This is a genomic window from Bacillus massiliigorillae, from assembly GCF_000380245.2.
Lineage (GTDB): Bacteria > Bacillota > Bacilli > Bacillales > DSM-1321 > Bacillus_AD > Bacillus_AD massiliigorillae.
Genome location: NZ_HG428741.1, coordinates 2,573,039 through 2,592,735 on the forward strand (window position 1 = coordinate 2,573,039; position 19,697 = coordinate 2,592,735).

General features: G+C 35.8%; 21 protein-coding genes and 1 other annotated feature. All 21 genes read right to left on the reverse strand.

The genetic code is table 11. The features are described from left to right. Positions 1–7 precede the first annotated feature (7 nt). On the reverse strand, positions 8–919 hold the full coding sequence (locus TX86_RS11870) for an RluA family pseudouridine synthase (RefSeq protein ID WP_042349001.1): 912 nt from the start codon (positions 917–919) through the stop codon (positions 8–10). Next, on the reverse strand, positions 912–1,388 hold the full coding sequence (gene lspA / locus TX86_RS11875; protein ID WP_042349002.1) for a signal peptidase II: 477 nt from the start codon (positions 1,386–1,388) through the stop codon (positions 912–914). The genes TX86_RS11870 and lspA overlap by 8 nt, the downstream gene beginning before the upstream one ends. A gap of 99 nt (positions 1,389–1,487) precedes the next feature. Beyond that, positions 1,488–4,256: an isoleucine--tRNA ligase gene (gene ileS, locus TX86_RS11880; protein ID WP_042349003.1), complete on the reverse strand. Its 2,769-nt coding sequence runs from the start codon at positions 4,254–4,256 to the stop codon at positions 1,488–1,490. A gap of 81 nt (positions 4,257–4,337) precedes the next feature. Further along, positions 4,338–4,598 (reverse strand) — a binding site (T-box leader). Between the two features lie 50 nt (positions 4,599–4,648). Beyond that, on the reverse strand, positions 4,649–5,155 hold the full coding sequence (locus tag TX86_RS11885; RefSeq protein ID WP_042349005.1) for a DivIVA domain-containing protein: 507 nt from the start codon (positions 5,153–5,155) through the stop codon (positions 4,649–4,651). 91 nt (positions 5,156–5,246) lie between these two features. Then, positions 5,247–6,020, reverse strand: coding sequence for a YlmH family RNA-binding protein (locus TX86_RS11890; protein WP_042349006.1), 774 nt, complete (start codon positions 6,018–6,020; stop codon positions 5,247–5,249). Positions 6,021–6,164: 144 nt separating this feature from the next. Beyond that, positions 6,165–6,428: a YggT family protein gene (locus TX86_RS11895; protein WP_042349007.1), complete on the reverse strand. Its 264-nt coding sequence runs from the start codon at positions 6,426–6,428 to the stop codon at positions 6,165–6,167. 4 nt (positions 6,429–6,432) lie between these two features. Then, on the reverse strand, positions 6,433–6,891 hold the full coding sequence (locus TX86_RS11900; RefSeq protein ID WP_042349008.1) for a cell division protein SepF: 459 nt from the start codon (positions 6,889–6,891) through the stop codon (positions 6,433–6,435). Between the two features lie 14 nt (positions 6,892–6,905). Then, positions 6,906–7,589: a YggS family pyridoxal phosphate-dependent enzyme gene (locus TX86_RS11905; RefSeq protein WP_042349009.1), complete on the reverse strand. Its 684-nt coding sequence runs from the start codon at positions 7,587–7,589 to the stop codon at positions 6,906–6,908. A 1-nt stretch (position 7,590) separates the two neighbouring features. Further along, a complete protein-coding gene (gene pgeF / locus TX86_RS11910) occupies positions 7,591–8,412 on the reverse strand; it encodes a peptidoglycan editing factor PgeF (RefSeq protein ID WP_042349010.1) in 822 nt (273 codons plus the stop codon). A 65-nt stretch (positions 8,413–8,477) separates the two neighbouring features. After that, the gene (locus TX86_RS11915) at positions 8,478–8,744 is read right to left on the reverse strand and encodes a YlmC/YmxH family sporulation protein (protein WP_042349011.1); all 267 of its coding nucleotides are present in this window, start codon (positions 8,742–8,744) and stop codon (positions 8,478–8,480) included. Positions 8,745–8,860: 116 nt separating this feature from the next. Further along, on the reverse strand, positions 8,861–9,640 hold the full coding sequence (gene sigG, locus TX86_RS11920) for an RNA polymerase sporulation sigma factor SigG (protein WP_042349012.1): 780 nt from the start codon (positions 9,638–9,640) through the stop codon (positions 8,861–8,863). 130 nt (positions 9,641–9,770) lie between these two features. Then, entirely contained in the window at positions 9,771–10,490 is a 720-nt protein-coding gene (sigE, locus tag TX86_RS11925; RefSeq protein ID WP_042349013.1) for an RNA polymerase sporulation sigma factor SigE, read from the reverse strand. A 62-nt stretch (positions 10,491–10,552) separates the two neighbouring features. Then, positions 10,553–11,479, reverse strand: coding sequence for a sigma-E processing peptidase SpoIIGA (gene spoIIGA, locus TX86_RS11930; RefSeq protein ID WP_042349014.1), 927 nt, complete (start codon positions 11,477–11,479; stop codon positions 10,553–10,555). Between the two features lie 307 nt (positions 11,480–11,786). Further along, positions 11,787–12,929, reverse strand: coding sequence for a cell division protein FtsZ (gene ftsZ / locus TX86_RS11935; protein WP_042349016.1), 1,143 nt, complete (start codon positions 12,927–12,929; stop codon positions 11,787–11,789). 38 nt (positions 12,930–12,967) lie between these two features. Beyond that, the gene (ftsA, locus tag TX86_RS11940; RefSeq protein ID WP_042349018.1) at positions 12,968–14,257 is read right to left on the reverse strand and encodes a cell division protein FtsA; all 1,290 of its coding nucleotides are present in this window, start codon (positions 14,255–14,257) and stop codon (positions 12,968–12,970) included. 168 nt (positions 14,258–14,425) lie between these two features. Continuing rightward, positions 14,426–14,791, reverse strand: coding sequence for a small basic family protein (locus TX86_RS11945; protein ID WP_042349019.1), 366 nt, complete (start codon positions 14,789–14,791; stop codon positions 14,426–14,428). 19 nt (positions 14,792–14,810) lie between these two features. Next, entirely contained in the window at positions 14,811–15,512 is a 702-nt protein-coding gene (locus tag TX86_RS11950) for a DUF881 domain-containing protein (RefSeq protein WP_042350436.1), read from the reverse strand. Between the two features lie 27 nt (positions 15,513–15,539). Further along, positions 15,540–16,226, reverse strand: coding sequence for a DUF881 domain-containing protein (locus TX86_RS11955; RefSeq protein WP_042350438.1), 687 nt, complete (start codon positions 16,224–16,226; stop codon positions 15,540–15,542). Then, complete coding sequence (locus TX86_RS11960) at positions 16,216–17,028, reverse strand: cell division protein FtsQ/DivIB (RefSeq protein ID WP_042349020.1); 813 nt, start codon at positions 17,026–17,028, stop codon at positions 16,216–16,218. The genes TX86_RS11955 and TX86_RS11960 overlap by 11 nt, the downstream gene beginning before the upstream one ends. Before the next feature lie 195 nt (positions 17,029–17,223). Then, the gene (gene murG, locus TX86_RS11965; protein ID WP_042349023.1) at positions 17,224–18,327 is read right to left on the reverse strand and encodes an undecaprenyldiphospho-muramoylpentapeptide beta-N-acetylglucosaminyltransferase; all 1,104 of its coding nucleotides are present in this window, start codon (positions 18,325–18,327) and stop codon (positions 17,224–17,226) included. Positions 18,328–18,527: 200 nt separating this feature from the next. Continuing rightward, positions 18,528–19,631, reverse strand: a complete 1,104-nt coding sequence (gene spoVE, locus TX86_RS11970; RefSeq protein WP_042349024.1) for a stage V sporulation protein E — start codon at positions 19,629–19,631, stop codon at positions 18,528–18,530. Positions 19,632–19,697 lie beyond the last annotated feature (66 nt).

Below are 19,697 nucleotides of genomic sequence, written 5' to 3' on the forward strand. Positions count from 1 at the left end.
TGTTTTGTCAACGATCTTTACTTAGTTTCTCTAATAAATCCTCAAAATATGTCGGAAGTGGTGCTGAAAACTCCATATATTCATTTGTACGCGGATGAACAAACCCTAACACACCTGCATGTAACGCTTGTCCACCAAGATCTAACGTCTTCTTCGGTCCATACTTTGGATCACCTGCTAAAGGATAGCCAATGTACTTCATATGTACACGAATTTGATGTGTTCTACCAGTTTCAAGTTGACATTCTACTAACGTAAAATCTTTAAACTTATCAATAACAGTGAAATGCGTGACTGCTGACTTGCCATCAGAGACAACTGTTTGACTTTGACGATCTTTTTTATCGCGGCCAATTGGTGCGTCAATTGTTCCATGATCATGTTGAATAACACCATGTACAAGTGCACGATATTTTCTCGTAACTGTTTTGTCCACTAATTGTTGTACAAGGCTTTCATGCGCCATATCGTTTTTTGCTACCATCAATAAACCAGACGTATCTTTATCAATACGATGAACAATTCCCGGACGCATGACACCATTAATACCGGAAAGATCCTTACAATGAGCCATTAACCCATTAACAAGCGTTCCAGTTGTATGTCCTGGTGCAGGGTGAACGACCATACCTTTCGGCTTATTCACAACTAATACATCTTCATCTTCATAATAAATATCAAGATTCATTTCTTCTGCTTTAATATCTAGTTCAACAGGCTCTGGAATGGTAATTTCCACTTCATCATTAATATGACACTTATAATTTGTTTTCACAGTTTGCTTATTAACAAGTACATTACCCTCTTTAATTAGTAACTGTGCTTGTGTACGTGAAAACTGGTCATGTACAAGTGAAATAAACTTGTCTAAACGATCACCTTTATTGTCTTCACTAACGATGTATAATACTTTATCCATTCTTTCTCTCCTTCAGTAACTTTTCCTCAAAAACCATAAAAATCATTAACAACACGACACCACATGTTAGAGCTGCATCTGCGACGTTAAAGATGGGAAAATCATACCCAAAAATAATTGTATCTACAAAATCAACCACTTCTTTTCGGAAAACACGGTCGATAAAATTACCTATTGCTCCACCTAGCATTAATCCAAGTGAAATACCTAATAAAATATGTGTTTTAGCCATCTTTTGTATATAGTACACTAAAACTACTACTACAACGACTGTAATAATATAGAAGAACCACATTCTACCTTGAAGAATTCCCCAAGCAGCCCCCATATTACGGTGTGATGTTATATATAAAAAATTATCAATTACCGTTATACTTTCGCCTAGATTCATGTTTTTTACAATTGCAAATTTTGAAAGCTGATCTATAGCGATTATAGCTAATGCTAATAAATAAAAAATGACAGTCATCCCCCAACTTAAGTAAATTTCACTATCTTGAATTGTAGCACAATATAAAAAATAAACCAAAAAGCGGCTGACTTAAAAATAAGCCAGCACGCTTTGTTTTTAATTAGTGTATGCTTCTTTCACTACAGATGCACAACGTGGACATAATGTTGGATGCTCTTCCACAGTTCCGACTGTCTCTAATACATTCCAGCAACGCTCACATGTTTCACCTTCAGCTTTAGTAATAACAATTGCGCAATGTTCAAATTGTGCTGCCTCAGCAGGCGCAGCATCTTTTTGTCCTGCAATTTCAAACTGAGAAACAATGAATAATTGTTCAAAGCTTTCTTCAATAGTTTCAAGCAATGCCTTTGTTTCTTCCGTTACATACATTGATACTTTTGCATTCAATGATTTACCGATTACTTTCGCATTACGCGCTTCTTCTAATGCTTTCAGCACATCATCACGAAGATCCATGAATTTATTCCATTTATCTTCAAGCTCTTTTCCGTTAGCAAACTCTTGAGGTGTCGGCATATCAGTTAATTGAACGCTCTCTTCCTCGACATTCGGGATATAAGCCCAAACTTCATCTGCTGTATGAGAAAGAATTGGTGATACTAGTTTAGTTAATGAAAGTAATACATCATATAACACTGTTTGAATCGCACGTCGATCAGCACTATTTGGCGCTTCACAGTATAAAATATCTTTCGCATAATCTAAGTAGAATGCACTTAAATCTAACGTACAGAAATTATTGATATTGTGATAAATGTTTGCGAATTCATATTCATTATATGATTTCGTTACATTTTTAATTAATTTATTTAACTTCACAAGCATGAACTGATCTACTTCACGTAACTCTTCATATTTCAAGCTATCTGCTTTTGGATCGAAGCCATCTAATGTTCCAAGTAGGAAACGGAATGTGTTACGGATTTTACGATACACTTCAGCTACTTGCTTTAAGATTGGATCAGATACACGTACATCCGCTTGATAATCAACTGACGCAACCCATAGGCGAAGAATATCTGCACCTAATTGGTTCATTACCTTTGCAGGAATAACTGTATTTCCTAGTGATTTACTCATCTTACGACCTTGTCCATCAAGAGCAAATCCGTGGCTTAGCACGCCTTTATATGGCGCTTTACCAGTTACTGCAACAGCTGTTGATAATGAAGAGTTAAACCAACCACGATATTGGTCAGAGCCCTCTAAATAAAGATCAGCTGGTCTTACTAAATCTTCACGTTCTTCTAATACTGCTTGGTGTGAAGAACCTGAGTCGAACCAAACGTCCATGATGTCTGTTTCTTTCGTGAAGATACCATTTGGACTTCCTTCGTGAGTAAATCCTTCAGGTAATAAATCTTTCGCTTCACGCTCAAACCATACATTCGAACCATGTTCACGGAACAAGTCTGAAACATGATTAATTGTTTCATCAGTGATAATTGGTTCACCATTTTCTGCATAGAATACGGGAATTGGTACACCCCATGCACGTTGACGTGAGATACACCAGTCTCCACGGTCACGTACCATGTTAAATAGTCTTGTTTCACCCCATGCAGGATACCATTTTGTATCTTTAATTGCTTGAAGCAATTCTTCACGGAAATCGTGAATAGAAGCAAACCATTGTGCTGTTGCACGGAAAATCGTTGGTTTCTTTGTTCTCCAGTCATGTGGATATGAGTGCGTGATAAACGTTAAGTTTAGTAATGCACCTTTTTCTTCTAATGCTTCAGTGATTGCTTTATTAGCTTTGTCATAGAACATACCTTCAAAGCCCGGTGCTTCATCTGTCATATGACCTTTTTCATCCACTGGACATAATGTTTTTAATTTATATTTTTGAGCTACGATAAAGTCATCTTCCCCGTGACCAGGTGCTGTATGTACACAACCAGTACCCGCATCTGTTGTTACGTGCTCACCAAGCATAACTAATGAATCACGGTCGTATAATGGATGCTTCGCAACGATGTATTCTAACTCACTACCTTTAACTGTTTTAACAACATTCGCTGATTCCCAGCCAATTGTTTCTTTAACAGCTGATAGTAAATCTTTTGCTACTAAATAGTTGTTGCCTTCAACATCAACGACTACATAGTCAAGCGCTGGATGAACAGAGATTCCAAGGTTAGCTGGAATTGTCCATGGAGTTGTTGTCCAAATAATAATTTTCGTTCCTTCATCAAGAACACCTTTACCTTCTGTTACATCGAATGCTACATAAATTGAAGCTGACTTTTTATCTTGATATTCGATTTCCGCTTCAGCTAACGCTGACTCACTTGATGGTGACCAGTTAACTGGCTTTAAGCCTTTGTAGATATAGCCTTTCTTCGCCATTTCGCCAAAAACTTTAATTTGTTGAGCTTCATACGCAGGCTTTAACGTAATATACGGGTTATCCCAATCACCACGAACACCTAGACGCTTAAATTGTTCTTTTTGACGAGCTACTTGCTCATAAGCGTACTCTTCACAAAGCTTACGGAAAGCAGCTACGCTCATTTCTTTGCGATTTACTTTTCCACTCTTTGTTAAAGCTGTTTCAATTGGAAGACCATGCGTATCCCAACCTGGTACATAAGGTGCATGAAAGCCGCTCATTGATTTAAAACGAACGATGAAATCTTTAAGAATTTTGTTTAACGCGTGACCCATGTGAATGTCTCCATTCGCATATGGAGGTCCATCGTGTAACACAAACATTGGGCGACCTTTTGTATGTTCTTGAACTTTCTTATAAATGTCCATTTCTTCCCATGCTTTTTGCATATCTGGTTCTCTTTTTGGTAAATTTCCACGCATCGGAAATTCTGTTGTTGGCATTAATAATGTATCTTTATAATCCATTGTCAAAACCCTCCTATATTTCTCTACAATATTATTTTCATTTAGTGATCTTTAAAAATAAAAAAGCCTTCTCATCCCTAAAAAAGGGACGAGAAGGCTTTTTTTCCCGTGGTACCACCCTGGTTTGATGTTTAATAAATAAACACCCACTCTAATTCATTCTTAACGCGAACAAGACGCTTAAACTACTACTTATAAAAAGTTTCATTTAAGAACTCCAGGGTGATCTTCCGTTTCTATTCTTACATCGAGCTTCCACCAACCTCGATTCGCTAATCGCAACCAAATAATTGCTTATGTAAGTGTTTTAAAGAAACCTACTGTCCCTATCAACGTTTAAATAATATTATCTTGTTTGGAATTATATACGAAAAGTATTACTGCCGTCAATATTACTCTTCTTCCTCTTTAAAGAAAATCTCTGAAGCATCATGGTTAAAGTCCATCAAATGCTCCCAATCACCATTTTTAATTAAGTCTAATTGCGCTTCTACGAGCATTGTAAACCTCGTACGGAACACTTTAGATTGTTTTTTCAATTCTTCAATTTCAGAGGCAATTCTTCGTGCTTTCGATAATGATTCATTTACAATACGATCTGCATTTTTTTCCGCTTCTTTAATAATCAGCTTAGATTCTTTATGCGCATTTCGTTTTACTTCTTCCGAAGCTTCTTGAGCGATGATAATCGATTTATTTAAAGTATCTTCAATGTTACTAAAATGCGCTAACTTTTCATGAACCGTTATTAACTGTTCTTCTAAATCCCTTTTTTCACGAAGTACTAGTTCATAATCTTTCATCACTTGCTCTAGAAATTCATTTACTTCATCTTCATCATAACCACGAAAACCTTTACTAAAACTCTTATTATGTATATCAAGTGGCGTTAAAGGCATTATTGCACCTCCATATTAATTTAAATAATGACTGTTATTACTTTTATTCTACGTTTTGACAGAACATTTGTAAATCCTTCAAATTTTTCAATTATTTCCGTTTTCCAAACATGATTCGCCATTTTTCTTTCTTTGTCTTCCCGTCAATAGACATAATTCGATATCTACCGAATCCACGCACAGATATTTGGTCGCCTTCTTGACATTCAAAATCTTTTGCTTCAATTACTTTGTGATTCACCTTCACTTTACCGCCAGCAATGAAATCTTGTGCTTTTTGCCGTGATATATTAGCCATTGAAGAAAATAAACTATCTAATCTTAAGGAAGAGCTGGTCATCACTGACTCTTGCCAATCATCCTCGACTTCTAATACGTGTTGGAAATCCTTCAAAGCTAATGTAACACCTGCTTGTCCAATTTTCGTTATATTAGCAATTACATAATCAGCAATATCTTTCGAAACAATTATTTGCGCTCCTTCACTATTAAGAAGCACATCACCAAATTTCTCTCGCTTGATACCTAAAGACATTAATGTCCCTAAAATTTGTGGATGTTTCAGTTCATGAAACTTACGATTATAAGAAATTTCAATTAACGACATATGAAAATCATCTTCAATCGGATTATGGTAATTAGGATATAACAGCGCCCTCTTTCTTTCAGCTAATGAATGACCGCCAAACAAAAGCAACTGACAATCATCATTCTGTCCGATGATGGAAGAAAGAATTTGCTGTTCTCGCGGATCTAAAAAAAGAGTCAATTTCGGCGTATAAAACGTTTCTACGCTTTCTTTCCAATCCAAAACAGCATCAATGAAATTTTTCTCTTCACTACGAAAATGTTGATAAATACTCATAGAAAGTCCTTTCTAACATAGAAGTTCAATTGAAGGAAATCAACCAACAAATCCAATCATTACCAGCTTCTCAAGATAAATATAAAGGCCAACACTACAAGACTACCCACTAGTCTTGTATGTCAGCCTTCATTAATTGTTTAATTAAGCTAACCAGTGAAATACTTGGATAATTCCCTGCGTAGCAAGATTTAAAACCAAGAAACCTACAATTGGAGAAATATCAATCATTCCAAGCGGAGGAATAAAACGTCTAAACACTTCAAGATATGGCTCACAAATACGCCCCAAAAACTGACCGATTGCTGACTCACGAGCATTTGGAAACCATGACATTAAAATGTACACAATCAACGCGTATGAGTAAATTTGAATTACATTTAAAACTATACTTAATACAAGACCCATTCACTTACCACCTTAAACCTTCAGTATCATCTTCATGGAGAATGCCTGATATATTTCCAGACACTTCAACATTTTCAGGTGTACACAAAAATATATTTGTCCCAACTCGTTGAATATCTCCACCAATAGCATACACTGTACCGCTAAGGAAATCTACAATTCGTTTTGCTTGATCATGTGAAATACTTTGCAAATTCACAACTACTGATCTTCTTGAGTTTAAATGATCCGCAATTCCTTGGGCTTCTGAGTAAGCCCTAGGCTCAACTAGTACCATTTTTGAATTTTGTTGAACACTTTTCAAACTCACCACGTTTTGAGGTGTTTGAGTACTTTGAGATTGCGTTTTAGACACAGATTTCACCGGAATTTCAACTTCCTTTTCCACTTCTTGCGTTTCTTCTCTATATTCATATTCATCTTCCAGAGCAAAAAATGATTTAAATTTTGAACCAATTGACATTTTTGTAGCCTCCCTTAAGAATCTTCACCAACTAGTGCAGTTCCTATACGAATATATGTTGAGCCTTCTTCGATGGCAATTTCAAAATCATTCGACATACCCATAGATAATTCCTTACAAGGTGCATTTTCAATATGTAGATTCATCACCTCTTGTTGAAGTGATTTCATTGTCTGGAAACAACTGCGCAGTATCGTTTCATCTTCTACAAACGGTGCCATTGTCATAAGACCAACTACTAGAATTTTATCAAAACCTTCTTCTTGCAGCTGATGAATGAATGGAATAACTTCTTCCGGAGCCAGTCCATGCTTTGATTCCTCACCAGAAGCATTTACTTGAACGAAACAAGGCACTTGTTCTTTTGCACGTTTTTGAATTTCTTTTGCTAAAGACACCCTGTCCAATGAATGGATATAATCAACGTGGTCAACTACATCCTTTACTTTACGTGTTTGAAGGGACCCTATGAAATGCCATTTAGGGCCTTCCTTCACATACTGTTGTTTGTTTATTAATCCTTCTATTCGATTCTCACCAATATGATTAATTCCGGCTTCTGCTGCCTCTATTGTTCTTTCAGGTGAGACATATTTTGTCACCGCAATTATATGAATATCTTCTCTATTTCTATTACTTCTTTCACATGCTTCCTGTATTTTACGCTCTATTACAGAAAGGTTCTCTACTACTTTCACTTTACAAAGATGCCTCCTTCCAACCGATAAAGCTCATTAACCGTCCTGTTTTGCCACCATCTCTTCTATAAGAAAAAAACGCTTCTTCTTGACATGATGTACAAAGATTCGTTACAGCTATATGTTTAACTCCAGCTGCTCTTAAAATCAGTTCGTTTAATTTCTTTAAATGCAACTTGTATTGTCCTTCACTGATTAAATTATATGGCTTTTCATCGGCTTCTTCCACTACTTTATTAACTTCTCTAATTACTTTATCGTCCACAACGTAACATTCTTCACATATGGACGGGCCTATAACAGTATATATATCACTTGGTTCGATTCCTTCTGCCTGCCATTTATGAACCATCTCCGCTGCAATGCCTGCAACCGATCCCTTCCAACCAGCGTGAGCAATGCCTATATAAGATTTAGATGGAGCAAAAAAATAGATTGGCACGCAGTCCGCAAAACAAAGTGTTAATAGAATTCCCTCAGCATTCGTATACAAACCATCTGTATCCTTTAATGCTGACACATAGTCATCAGACCCTAAACCCTTTTCCACTTCTGAAACACGTGCTATACGAGTCTTATGTGTTTGTTCAGCGCCTACCCAATAGGACAAGGGAAAGTTAAGTTTGTTCGCAATGATTTCACGGTTTTGAACTACTAATTGTTGCTCATCTCCAACGTGAAATCCCGTATTTAACGTACTAAACATTCCCCTACTTACCCCACCATTCTTTGTTGTAAACCCAACTACCAAATTATCATTCATTTGTTCCCATTGTGGGATTGTAAAAAATTGCTCTTCTTGTTTTTTAAATATTTCAACCATAATGACAACCCTTTTTATTTTTTAATATTTTATCATATATTTCCTATAGCAACCTAGTAATAGCTTTATTTATCAAATACACTTACAAGGTCTGAAGTATTATCATAATCCACTAAGATAAGATCTTCACCTATTTTTTTAATTCTGTTCCAAGGTATAATGATTTCCGGTTCTCTTTGAAACATATTCGACCATCTACTGTTGTTCGATACAATTAAGGCTTCAATTTGACCAGTTGACAAATGGATTTCCAAATCTTGAAGAATCCCTAATTTTCGGCCATCAGATAAATTCACAATATCTTTCGTTTGAAATTGAGATATTTTCATCATTCTAGTTGCTCCTTACTTCTCATTTTATACAATATATGAAGTTAATGTTCGTACAATGTGTAAAAGGGTGTTCAAAAAATGATTCTCAATCACTTTTTAAACACCCTTTTATGTATTTAATGTTGAATATTCTTATTCATTTGTTTAATCGCAGCTTTTTCAAGCCTTGAAACTTGAGCTTGTGAGATACCAATTTCATCTGCCACTTCCATTTGCGTTTTCCCCTGAAAAAAGCGTTTTCGAATTATCATCGTTTCGCGTTCATTGAGTCTACGCATGCCTTCTTTTAATGCTATTTCATCAATCCATTGAGTGTCTCGATTTTTTTCATCACTTAATTGATCAACTACATAAATAGGATCTCCACCGTCGTTATAAATCGGTTCAAACAAGCTTACTGGATCTTGAATAGCATCGAGTGCAAATACAATCTCTTCATGAGAAACTTCAAGTACTTTTGCAATTTCTTCAGCTGTCGGTTCTCTTGAGGTTTGACTCATTAATTTTTCTTTTACTTGCAGGGCTTTATAAGCAATATCTCGCAATGAACGTGAGACACGAATTGGGTTATTATCGCGAAGATATCTTCTTATTTCACCAATAATCATCGGTACAGCATATGTTGAGAATTTTACATTTTGACCTAAATCAAAGTTATCAATCGATTTCATTAAACCTATACAGCCTACTTGAAACAAGTCATCTACATATTCCCCTCTGTTGTTAAATCGTTGAATGACACTTAATACAAGTCTCAAGTTTCCGTTTACCAGCTTCTCTCGTGCTGAAAGTTCGCCGTCTTGCAATTCTTTGAACAGTTTACGCATTTCATCATTTTTCAAAACCGGTAATTTTGATGTATCCACACCACATATTTCAACTTTATTACGAGACAAAATATTTCCCTCCTTACAGGGGATGCTGTACAAAAATCAGTATCTCCCTGTCCGAAAAAAAATATGCAAAAAAGAAAAACTGGCACCGAATTTGAACAAAAGAAAAACTCGGCATTTAGCCGAGAAATCATCACACCATCTTATTAAACTCTTTACGCAATCGCTTTATTATCCGTTTCTCTAATCTTGATATATATGACTGTGAAATTCCTAGCATGTCCGCTACATCTTTTTGCGTTTTTTCTTCACCACCCATCAAGCCAAACCTAAGTTCCATAATTTGTTTTTCACGATCTGTTAATTGGTGTAAAGCTTTTGTTAATAACTTTCGATCAATATTTGCTTCTAAATCTTTCGTAATAATATCCTCTTCTGTCCCAAGCACATCCGATAATAATAGCTCATTCCCATCCCAATCAATATTCAGCGGCTCATCAAAAGATACCTCTGAACGAATCTTATTATTTCTTCTTAAAAACATCAGTATTTCGTTTTCTATACACCTTGAAGCATAAGTAGCCAATTTTATTTTCTTCTCTGGATTAAAGGTATTAACCGCCTTAATCAAACCTATCGTACCAATACTGATTAAATCCTCAATATTAATACCTGTATTTTCAAATTTACGGGCGATATATACAACAAGTCTAAGATTTCTCTCAATAAGAACAGTTCGCGCTGATTCATCTCCATTCGGAAGCTTATGAATCAATACTTCTTCCTCTTCTTTCGATAATGGAGGTGGCAATGCCTCACTCCCTCCAATGTAGTAAATTTCATCTGTTTTAATTCTTAACTTCACAAGTAGTTTGTACCACAAGTACATCATTTGAAAAAGCAATTTTCTCACACGTTTTCCTCCTTCTAAAATAATTATTTATTGAGTATAGTGTATTAATAGCTTTGAAAACTTCATGAAACATCTCTTGCTTGTAGGGATGAAGCCATATGAGGATGCACAATACAGTTATACGCACCATCATGAGACACTGTCTGGAGAGTTAAGGCAACTAGCCCTTTATGAACTCGCCCTCTTTTATCACCTAATGACAATTGAATCCAATCAGGACGAAAAGCAATTAATAATTGTTGCTCCACCCCTAGTACTTTATAGGGAATGATATGCATTCGTTCCCCCCAGCTACTATGAATGCTTTTCGATATATTGGTAGAGCTTATATTTTCTTGAAGCAATTCAAGAACATCCTTTGGAATACGTTCTTGGCATTGTGCAACAGATAGAATCATCACTGGTGTATTCGTAATAGGTTCATATAATTGATTACCTGTATCAATTAACCCTGCACAAGATAGAAAGCAGTCCTTTATTTTTATTTCCACATTTACAATGCCGTCATGTAATAAATTTGTCATTTCCATTTCTCCAAATATTCGTTTTGAATACATCCAGGCTGTCGGAAAACCACCAACTACAAATAACCAACTAACAGGATCACCATAACTTTTGGTTGCGAAAAATAAATTTGTATCTGCCGCTAAAAATTTAAACGAAAAGAGAAAATGAACGCCTAATAAAATTCCACCTGTTAAAAAAGTTATAAAATAAAACATTGCACTGGCCTTTAAAAATGTTTTTAATCGATAAAAACCAAAAGTAGCAAAAATCATAAATAAGGAAAAGAAAATTTTTATTAATACCGAGTTTGCTAAGTTATAAAATGGTGAGAAAAAAAATAGAATTAAAACAGAACCAATAGCCCCCCCTAAAACAATGCGCCTAAATGCTATCTTTCGCTTTAAAAGAATGGAAGTCCAATAGAGGAGTAAACAATCAAAGCACCAGTTTAAAAGAATGATTAAATCTATATATGCTACCATTCCTGCCCCCTCCTACCTAAATTTCTACCGTATTGCCAAAGTATAACGCACAAGAACAGGAAAAGTATGTCACTTTATAGTTCGTAAAAAAGCATTTTTTTATTAGAATTTTGTCACTGTTTGTTTCACTATATGTAGAGAAATTTAAAATATGACTTGTAACTAGCCTACAGATGAACTAGTTACATTCTCTATTAATTGTTGAAAATCGTAGAACCTTTCCACAAAAAAAATCGCACTTCATAAGAAGTACGATTTTTTTCATTCATATTTCGTTTCAACTAACGTTACGTAATCAAATGCTATTTTATTTACGATTACGATTACGTAAGAAAGTAGGGATATCTAATAAGTCATCACTTACACTGCTACTAGTTGTGCGTTGTGGTTCTGTAGGTTCCACACGAGTTGTTGGCCTAACTTTATTTTCACTAACGGGCGATAGCGGCGTTCTTGTTTGACCAAAGCTTGGCTTTGATGTTTTCGGCTGCTCTTCAACTTCACTGAAACCAGTCGCAATTACCGTTACAATAATTTCTTCTTTCAGGTTCTCATTAATAACCGAACCGAAAATCATATTTACTTCTTGATCAGAAGCTGTAGCTACAATATCAGCCGCTTCTTGAACTTCAAATAGACTTAAATTAGTACCACCAGTAATATTCATAAGAACACCTTGAGCACCATCGATCGATTTTTCAAGTAACGGAGACATAATTGCTTTCTTAGCCGCTTCAGCCGCTCTCTTTTCACCAGAAGCAATACCAATACCCATTAAAGCAGAACCTTTATTACTCATAATTGTCTTTACATCCGCAAAGTCTAAGTTAATTAAACCTGGCGTAGCAATCAAATCAGAGATACCTTGTACACCTTGTCGGAGTACATTATCCGCTGCACGGAATGCTTCTAACATCGGTGTATTTTTATCAACGATTTCAAGTAAGCGATCATTTGGAATCACGATTAACGTATCAACCGCTTCTTTCATTGAACCTATTCCAACCGACGCTTGTGTAGCTCTTTTGCGTCCTTCAAACGTAAATGGTCTAGTAACAACACCTACAGTTAAAGCGCCTAATTCACGTGCAATATTTGCAATTACCGGCGCTGCACCTGTACCTGTTCCACCGCCCATTCCAGCAGTAACAAAAACCATATCTGCACCACGAAGTGCTTCCTCTAATTGTTCTCTACTTTCTTCAGCTGCTTTTTTACCAACTTCAGGGTTAGCACCCGCACCAAGTCCTCGAGTTAACTTACCACCAATTTGCATTTTAATTTCAGCTTTTGATAGATTAAGAGCTTGTGCATCGGTATTAACAGCAATAAAATCTACTCCCTCTACCCCATGCTCAATCATTCTATTAACAGCGTTGTTTCCACCTCCACCAACGCCAATTACCTTTATTGTTGCCAATGCATCTAAATTAGACTCAAACTCTAACATGATAATCCTCCTAGCTCCACCATTATCCTGGATTAGTCTTATTCAAAGAAATAATCGATTATTTTTTTAAATTTACCTTTTTCATTAGGTTTTTTTGGACTTTTTTCTTTCACCAATACAGGTTCTGGTTCTGGTATAACCCGTTGTTCAGGTTTTTCTGTGATAGTTGTTGTAGCATTTCCTAATGAAATCCCTTGTTGTTTTGCTTTTTGACAAGCATGCTTAATTAATCCAACAGCAGTTGTATATTGTGGCTCGCGCACACCAATATGATTTGGTTCTGCTGTTCGTACTCGATTTTGGAATACGTATTGTGCTAAATCTAGTACTCCTGGCATTTTCACAACTCCACCAGTTAATACAAGACCACCAGGAATATCCTGATAACCATTTCTTCTTAATTGCTCCACAACAAGATCAAAAATCTCTGTTAATCGAGCTTCAATGATTTCTGCTAACATTAATTGATTACAAGGTTGCTGTTGATCGCTTCCAATCATCGGTATGTGAAAAATCTCTTCTTCAGAAGCATCATCATAATAGGCATGTCCATGCTTCACTTTTAATGATTCAGCATCATCCATTGTTGTACGCAACACAATCGATAAATCTTTCGTTATCGTCTCTCCACCTATCGGTATTACATTGGAGGAAACTAAATGTCCACCTTCAAAAATTGCAACCGTTGTAGAGCCTCCACCAATATCAACTAGAGCTACCCCTAATTCCTTTTCATCTTTCGAAAGAACTAGCGACCCTGCTACTAAAGGTTGAAGTGCTATCTCTACAATCTCTAAACCGGCTTTTTCAACACAGCGTAAAGTATTATGTAGTAATGTTTTCAGACCTGTAATTAAAATTCCCTTCATTTCAAGGCGAACACCAATCATTCCTCTTGGATCATTGATTTCATCAAGCTCATCTACTTTATAATGAAGCGGAATAATATCGATTACTTCTCGATCCGCTGGAATTGTCATAACCTCTGCAGCTTCTCTTACTCTAATAATATCATTTTGTGTAATTTCTTTGTTTTCACTTGAAACAGCTACAACTCCATGACATGGATGCAACAGCACATGATTACCACTAATTCCTACTACTACTTTTCTAATTTCCATGCCTATCATTCGCTCAGCTTGTTCTACTGCCTTACGAATCGAATGAACCGTTTCATCAATATCGACAATTGCACCTTTACGTAACCCCGCAGATTTAACATTACCAACACCTAGTATGTTAAAAACATCATTTACTATTTCGCCAATGATTACTTTTATACTGGATGTACCGATGTCAAGACTTACATAAATTTCACTGTTGCTCATTCCATGGCACCTCCTTAACCCAAAATTATATAAAAAACGTTGTTCTGCCTAAAAAAGCTTATGTAAATAGAATAGTATAAATGTTAATAAAAGACTATATCTATCAATTCGTCACTATACGGATTATCCCTTTTTTAGAACAAACTTTTTTCACTAAAATAACACAGTTTATTGCTTTTGTAGTTGTTTTTTTCTTCTATCCATATAATTTGACAGTAAAATCCGTCTAATAACCGCGATATTTTGAAATAATCTTACTCCAAACGCAAATATTGCCGCTAAATACAAGTCTACACCAAGATGTACACCTAGAAAAGATAAACTTGTAGCTAAAATAATATTAAAAAAGAAACCTGAAACAAACACTAATTCGTCATAAATATTTTGTAAATGAGCACGGATTCCCCCAAACAAAGTATCAAGAGAAGCCAATATTGCTATCGATAAATAATTAGAATAATCTGAAGGTACCTCAATATCCGTTAATAATCCTACGGAAATTCCTATCAGCAACCCAAATATCGGAAGCCACACTATTGATTATCCTCCTTCTTTACCTCACAGGTTCCATATTTTGCACTTGAATTTTATTACGATAAGCCGGAACCGTTACCGTATCTAGCGGTTGTGATATTGTAAGAGTAAGATTCTCAATAAAAAACTCTTCAATAGTTGGTGCTACTTTTAAACGGTCTCTTACTTTTTCGGCATCTGTGGCAATTATTTTAAGTTCTATCGGAAAAGTATTTAAGGCATACCCATCAATTTTCGTTATGCCATTAATATCCCGAATCACTGTATTATTAACAACTCTTTGACCATTAATAGAAATATGTTCTGCATCATATTTATTCAATTCATTGATTAATCGTCTTAACAAATCCGGTGCAATCCTTTTAGCTTTTTGCAAAAAAAGCGTCTCATCTGAAATTGTATTAATTGAAATAATCAGTCCTGGTCCAGTTACAGGCGTAATTCCTACTTCCCGCTTTAATCCTTCTACTACATCTTTCAAAGCTTGTTCTTTACTTGTTTTTAACTCTGTTTCATAACGTGATGCTTGAGTTTCTAGTTCTGTAATATCTCTTGTTAATTGTGCTTGACGCTTTTGTTCATACAATATATCAGATTTCAACTGCCAAGTATCACGCGTATCTCTTCTTTCAGGCTCTTTAATCGATTTAAACTGGACAGCTAGCATAAAGCCAATAATTGTTGATACGAGTATAAAGCCTATCTGATTTTTCTTTTTCATTATCAACACCAAACCTTCACGACTAGCTTAGCTGCCCATAATAGGATCTAAAATAATTTTATCCTTTTTCTCAAGCGCAAAAACAATATTTTCATTCACAAGCTGATCTCTTATGCCACCTGTCAGCATCAATGCAGCTTCTAAGACATTTGGTTTACCAATTGCCGTAATCACAAAAGGAGCAGGATGCTGCTGTCCATCAACAGTAATAACAGGACCATTGCATACAATATAAGAATCGTGCTTCAGTCTTTGTCCATTAACAGCAACAGCCTCTGCTCCTGAAATATAAAGTTCATTAATTACATTAAATACATGATGTTCATGAACGATATATTCATTAATATTGTACTTAGCTGCATCGTACTCTCCATCTGATAAGGTTACTTCAACTCCAGATCCTTGGACTTTCACTTTTCCAAGAAACATTCGATACTTCTCTGCTTCTTCTGCTAAATCAGCAAGAACCTGTTCTCCTTGAGCTAGATTTGTTTCCATTTTAGCGATTTTCTCTTGAGTATTTATAACTTGTTGTTGTAACTTACGATTTTGTTCCTCTTGCTCTATGTATTGCTCTCGAAGATGGTACTCAGCGTTCCAATTCTCATTTACACTTTCCTGCTTCTCTTTCTTACTCGTCAGATTATAGGAAAAGGCAATCATAAAACCTAAAACTAAAAAGACAAGTGAAAGAATAACACGTTTACCTTTCAGCTTCACCTTTCTTTTCTTGACCTCCCTTTTCTTTATCAGACTTGTCAGAAGCAGATTTTTGATACGGAATAAACACAGATCCTACTTCTAAATCAATAACCCCTTTATTTTTGGGGTCAAGTTGACTAATAATCGAAGGATAATGAATAAGCTTGTCCGCTAGAGTACGGGACGTAGCAATCACTTCATATCCATCATTCATAAATAAGCGGACACGATACCCATCTGAATCACTCGGATCATAATGTATTTCGGAAATCGCATTTGTAATTTCTTCTGGTAGTTTATCCAACACTTCAACAATCGATTCTAACTTCTTTCCTTTTTTAAAGCCCATTAATAAAGGAGCATGGACAGGAATAGTCCCACCTTTCAAAGGAGTTAATACTTCTCCACTCGATAAGATTGGATGAAAATCAGAGCCTTGAACAAGATAAGCAAGTCGATCGTACTCTTTTACTGCAATTTCAACAGAATTAGGTAAAACTAATTGAACGCTTGCTGTTTTCACTTCTGGTAATTGCTCCAGACGCTTCTTAATCCCTTTTTTATCTAATTTCCATACACTTGTCGAACTTGTGATTCCACTTGTTGAAATAATCACTTCATTCGTTAAATAGCGATTACCTGAAATTGTTATTTGTTTCACGTTGCTCAATGGTGAGAGTAAGTATAATACAAGTATGAGCAAAATGAAGAAAAGAGACAAAAGAAAAATGGCTCTTCGATTGGCTTTTTTCCTTCTACGCTGCTTTAATTTCGGTATTCGGTCTTCTAATGATACAATTTTCCCTCTCTCCACTACACTCACCTCTCAAGTCAGTTGAGCTACTACTTCTTTCACTTGTTAAATGAAGTAGTGTATTCCCAAATTATCAAAGATAAAGTACCTTACCATCCAATATAAGAGTAGTTTAGAATTGTGAAATATGTTACAAAACATAACGGCATCTTTTTTACTTATCTCAGTTAATGAATGGTAAGATGAACACTTATCTTATTTTTTATTTGAAACAATTTCTTCCATTAATTGATGGACTCTTTCACTTGCATCCGGCATACCTAGACTTTTAGCTGCCTCTTTCATTTTATGCAATTCTGTTTCCGAAAGTAGAATTTGATCAATCATCGTTATTAATTTAGAACCGGTTAATTCCTTTTCTAGAATTTTAGTTGCTGCTCCTTTAACGACTAACGAATCTGCATTCTTCTCTTGATGATTATTCGTTACATATGGGCTTGGAATTAAAATACTTGGAACACCAAGAGCTGTTAATTCTGCTAATGTAGTCGCACCTGAACGTGCAACTACTAAATCTACCCCTGCTAAAACTTCAGGCATATTATGAATAAACGGCTTTACAACTACATTTGTAGGATTTCCTATTAATTTCATTTCCTCTTGAACTTTATCAAAATGAACATCACCAGTTACATATAGTAATTGGTATGGTTTTTCTCCTAATTGAGACATAACCTTTAGAATCGCTTCATTAATAGGTCTTGCTCCTCGACTACCACCAACAACTAATACTGTTGGTTTTCTCGGATCAAGTCCAACTGTCTCTAATCCTTTTCTACTACCAGAATAAGATAGCACCTCAGAAGCTCTAGGATTCCCTGTAAGCACCGTTTTCTCCTCTGGAAAGAAATCTTTCGCCTCATCAAAACAAACGGCTATTTTAGTAGAATAACGGCTTAAAAATTTATTTGTTAAGCCTGGTACACTATTTTGTTCGTGAATGATTGTTGGAATCCCTAGCTTAGCAGCTGCATAAACTACAGGTCCACACACATATCCACCTGTTCCAATAACAACATCTGCACCAAACTCTTTTAACATCTTCTTACTATCTGATACACCCTTCAAAAAACGAAAAATGGTTTTCACGTTTTCAAAAGAAAGTTTTCTTCTAAAACCTGTAATATGTATCGATTTAAAAGGGATATTTTCTCTCGGAACAAGCTGACTTTCTAACCCTTTTTCAGTACCAATGTATAAGAAAGAACAATCTTTATGTTTTTTCTGTATTTCTCTAATTAAAGCAAGTGCTGGATAAATATGTCCCCCAGTTCCACCACCACTTATTACAATCTTCATAAATTCACCTCATACGTAATCTCACAATATAATAATTTAGCCTATACATCATGCTTGATGCATATACCCCATTCTACTACATAATAAACAGCATTAGAAGGCTCGTATATAGAATAACAATAGTACATAAGTAGCGATTTTCATTCTTAAATATGTATTCTACAAAAAGAAAAGAAACCCTACTTAATTCGCAAGGTTTCTTAAAAACGAGAATGGCGACTTATGTTTAATAATACCCCAATGGCCATTAACATTAACGTTAACGAGGAACCACCATAACTTAAAAACGGCAGTGTAATTCCTGTAACCGGAATCAACCCCGTTACAACGCCGATATTAATCATAACTTGAATCGCAACCATGCTGATAATACCGACTGCTAAAAAACTACCATAAAGATCAGGTGCACCTAAAGCAATTCGTATACCTCTCCACAATAATAGTGCAAATAACAGGATGACAAAGCTTCCACCAATAAAACCAAGCTCTTCAGAAAGAATTGCGAAAATAAAATCCGTTTGCGGCTCAGGCAAATAGAAAAATTTCTGCCTGCTCTGCCCTAATCCTAATCCAAACAATCCTCCTGGCCCAATAGCTAATAGGGATTGAATCATTTGAAAGCCGGAGCCAAGTGGGTCATCCCATGGGTCAAGAAAAGAGGTAATCCTTTTAATTCGATATGGAGCAGATAATACAAGCGCCACAAAGCCACCAATACCCATTATTCCTAACCAAGCAAAATGTGAGATTCTTGCGCCTGCAACGAATATCATTACAATACATGTTCCAACCATTACTGTCCCTGTACCTAAGTCAGGTTGAAGCATAATCATACCGAAAGCCAAGAATACAAATCCTAATGATGGACCTAAGCCCTTTTTAATGGTTGTTATATATTTCTGTCTTTCAGATAAAAACTTCGCTAAAAACGCAATCATTGCTAGCTTCATAAATTCAGATGGCTGAATAGAAAACGCTCCTACACCAATCCAGCTTCTAGAACCATTTCTCTCCATTCCGATACCTGGAATAAGCACAGCTACTAAAAGAACAAAGCAGGCAATAACAAGCACTTTTGCCCACGTACGCCAAGTCCAATAATCAATATTCATAATAAAAAACATTGCGCCTACTCCTACTCCTGCAAACAGAAGCTGACGTTTAGCGAAATAAAATGAATCGCCATCGAACTTGTACGCCGCCCAAATAGCACTTGCACTATATACCATAATTAAACCTATGGATAGTAATGCTAAAGTAACTATAATCAAAATAAAATCAGGATGGCTTTTTTTTGTGTGCACACTTCTACACCTCTGACGATCATATTAGAGCCTGTACCAGTCCTAAGTAGAAAAGTCTCGAAGTCA

What these genes read in the sequence shown, in the direction of transcription:
- TX86_RS11915 (WP_042349011.1), bottom strand. Translation starts at nt 8,744, where the DNA reads ATGATGAAAATATCTCAATTTCAAACGAAAGATATTGTGAATTTATCT.
- spoIIGA (WP_042349014.1), bottom strand. Translation starts at nt 11,479, where the DNA reads ATGGTAGCATATATAGATTTAATCATTCTTTTAAACTGGTGCTTTGAT.
- TX86_RS11895 (WP_042349007.1), bottom strand. Translation starts at nt 6,428, where the DNA reads ATGGGTCTTGTATTAAGTATAGTTTTAAATGTAATTCAAATTTACTCA.
- TX86_RS11950 (WP_042350436.1), bottom strand. Translation starts at nt 15,512, where the DNA reads ATGAAAAAGAAAAATCAGATAGGCTTTATACTCGTATCAACAATTATT.
- lspA (WP_042349002.1), bottom strand. Translation starts at nt 1,388, where the DNA reads ATGACTGTCATTTTTTATTTATTAGCATTAGCTATAATCGCTATAGAT.
- pgeF (WP_042349010.1), bottom strand. Translation starts at nt 8,412, where the DNA reads ATGGTTGAAATATTTAAAAAACAAGAAGAGCAATTTTTTACAATCCCA.
- TX86_RS11900 (WP_042349008.1), bottom strand. Translation starts at nt 6,891, where the DNA reads ATGTCAATTGGTTCAAAATTTAAATCATTTTTTGCTCTGGAAGATGAA.
- TX86_RS11890 (WP_042349006.1), bottom strand. Translation starts at nt 6,020, where the DNA reads ATGAGTATTTATCAACATTTTCGTAGTGAAGAGAAAAATTTCATTGAT.
- TX86_RS11870 (WP_042349001.1), bottom strand. Translation starts at nt 919, where the DNA reads ATGGATAAAGTATTATACATCGTTAGTGAAGACAATAAAGGTGATCGT.
- ileS (WP_042349003.1), bottom strand. Translation starts at nt 4,256, where the DNA reads ATGGATTATAAAGATACATTATTAATGCCAACAACAGAATTTCCGATG.
- TX86_RS11885 (WP_042349005.1), bottom strand. Translation starts at nt 5,155, where the DNA reads ATGCCTTTAACGCCACTTGATATACATAATAAGAGTTTTAGTAAAGGT.
- murG (WP_042349023.1), bottom strand. Translation starts at nt 18,327, where the DNA reads ATGAAGATTGTAATAAGTGGTGGTGGAACTGGGGGACATATTTATCCA.
- ftsA (WP_042349018.1), bottom strand. Translation starts at nt 14,257, where the DNA reads ATGAGCAACAGTGAAATTTATGTAAGTCTTGACATCGGTACATCCAGT.
- ftsZ (WP_042349016.1), bottom strand. Translation starts at nt 12,929, where the DNA reads ATGTTAGAGTTTGAGTCTAATTTAGATGCATTGGCAACAATAAAGGTA.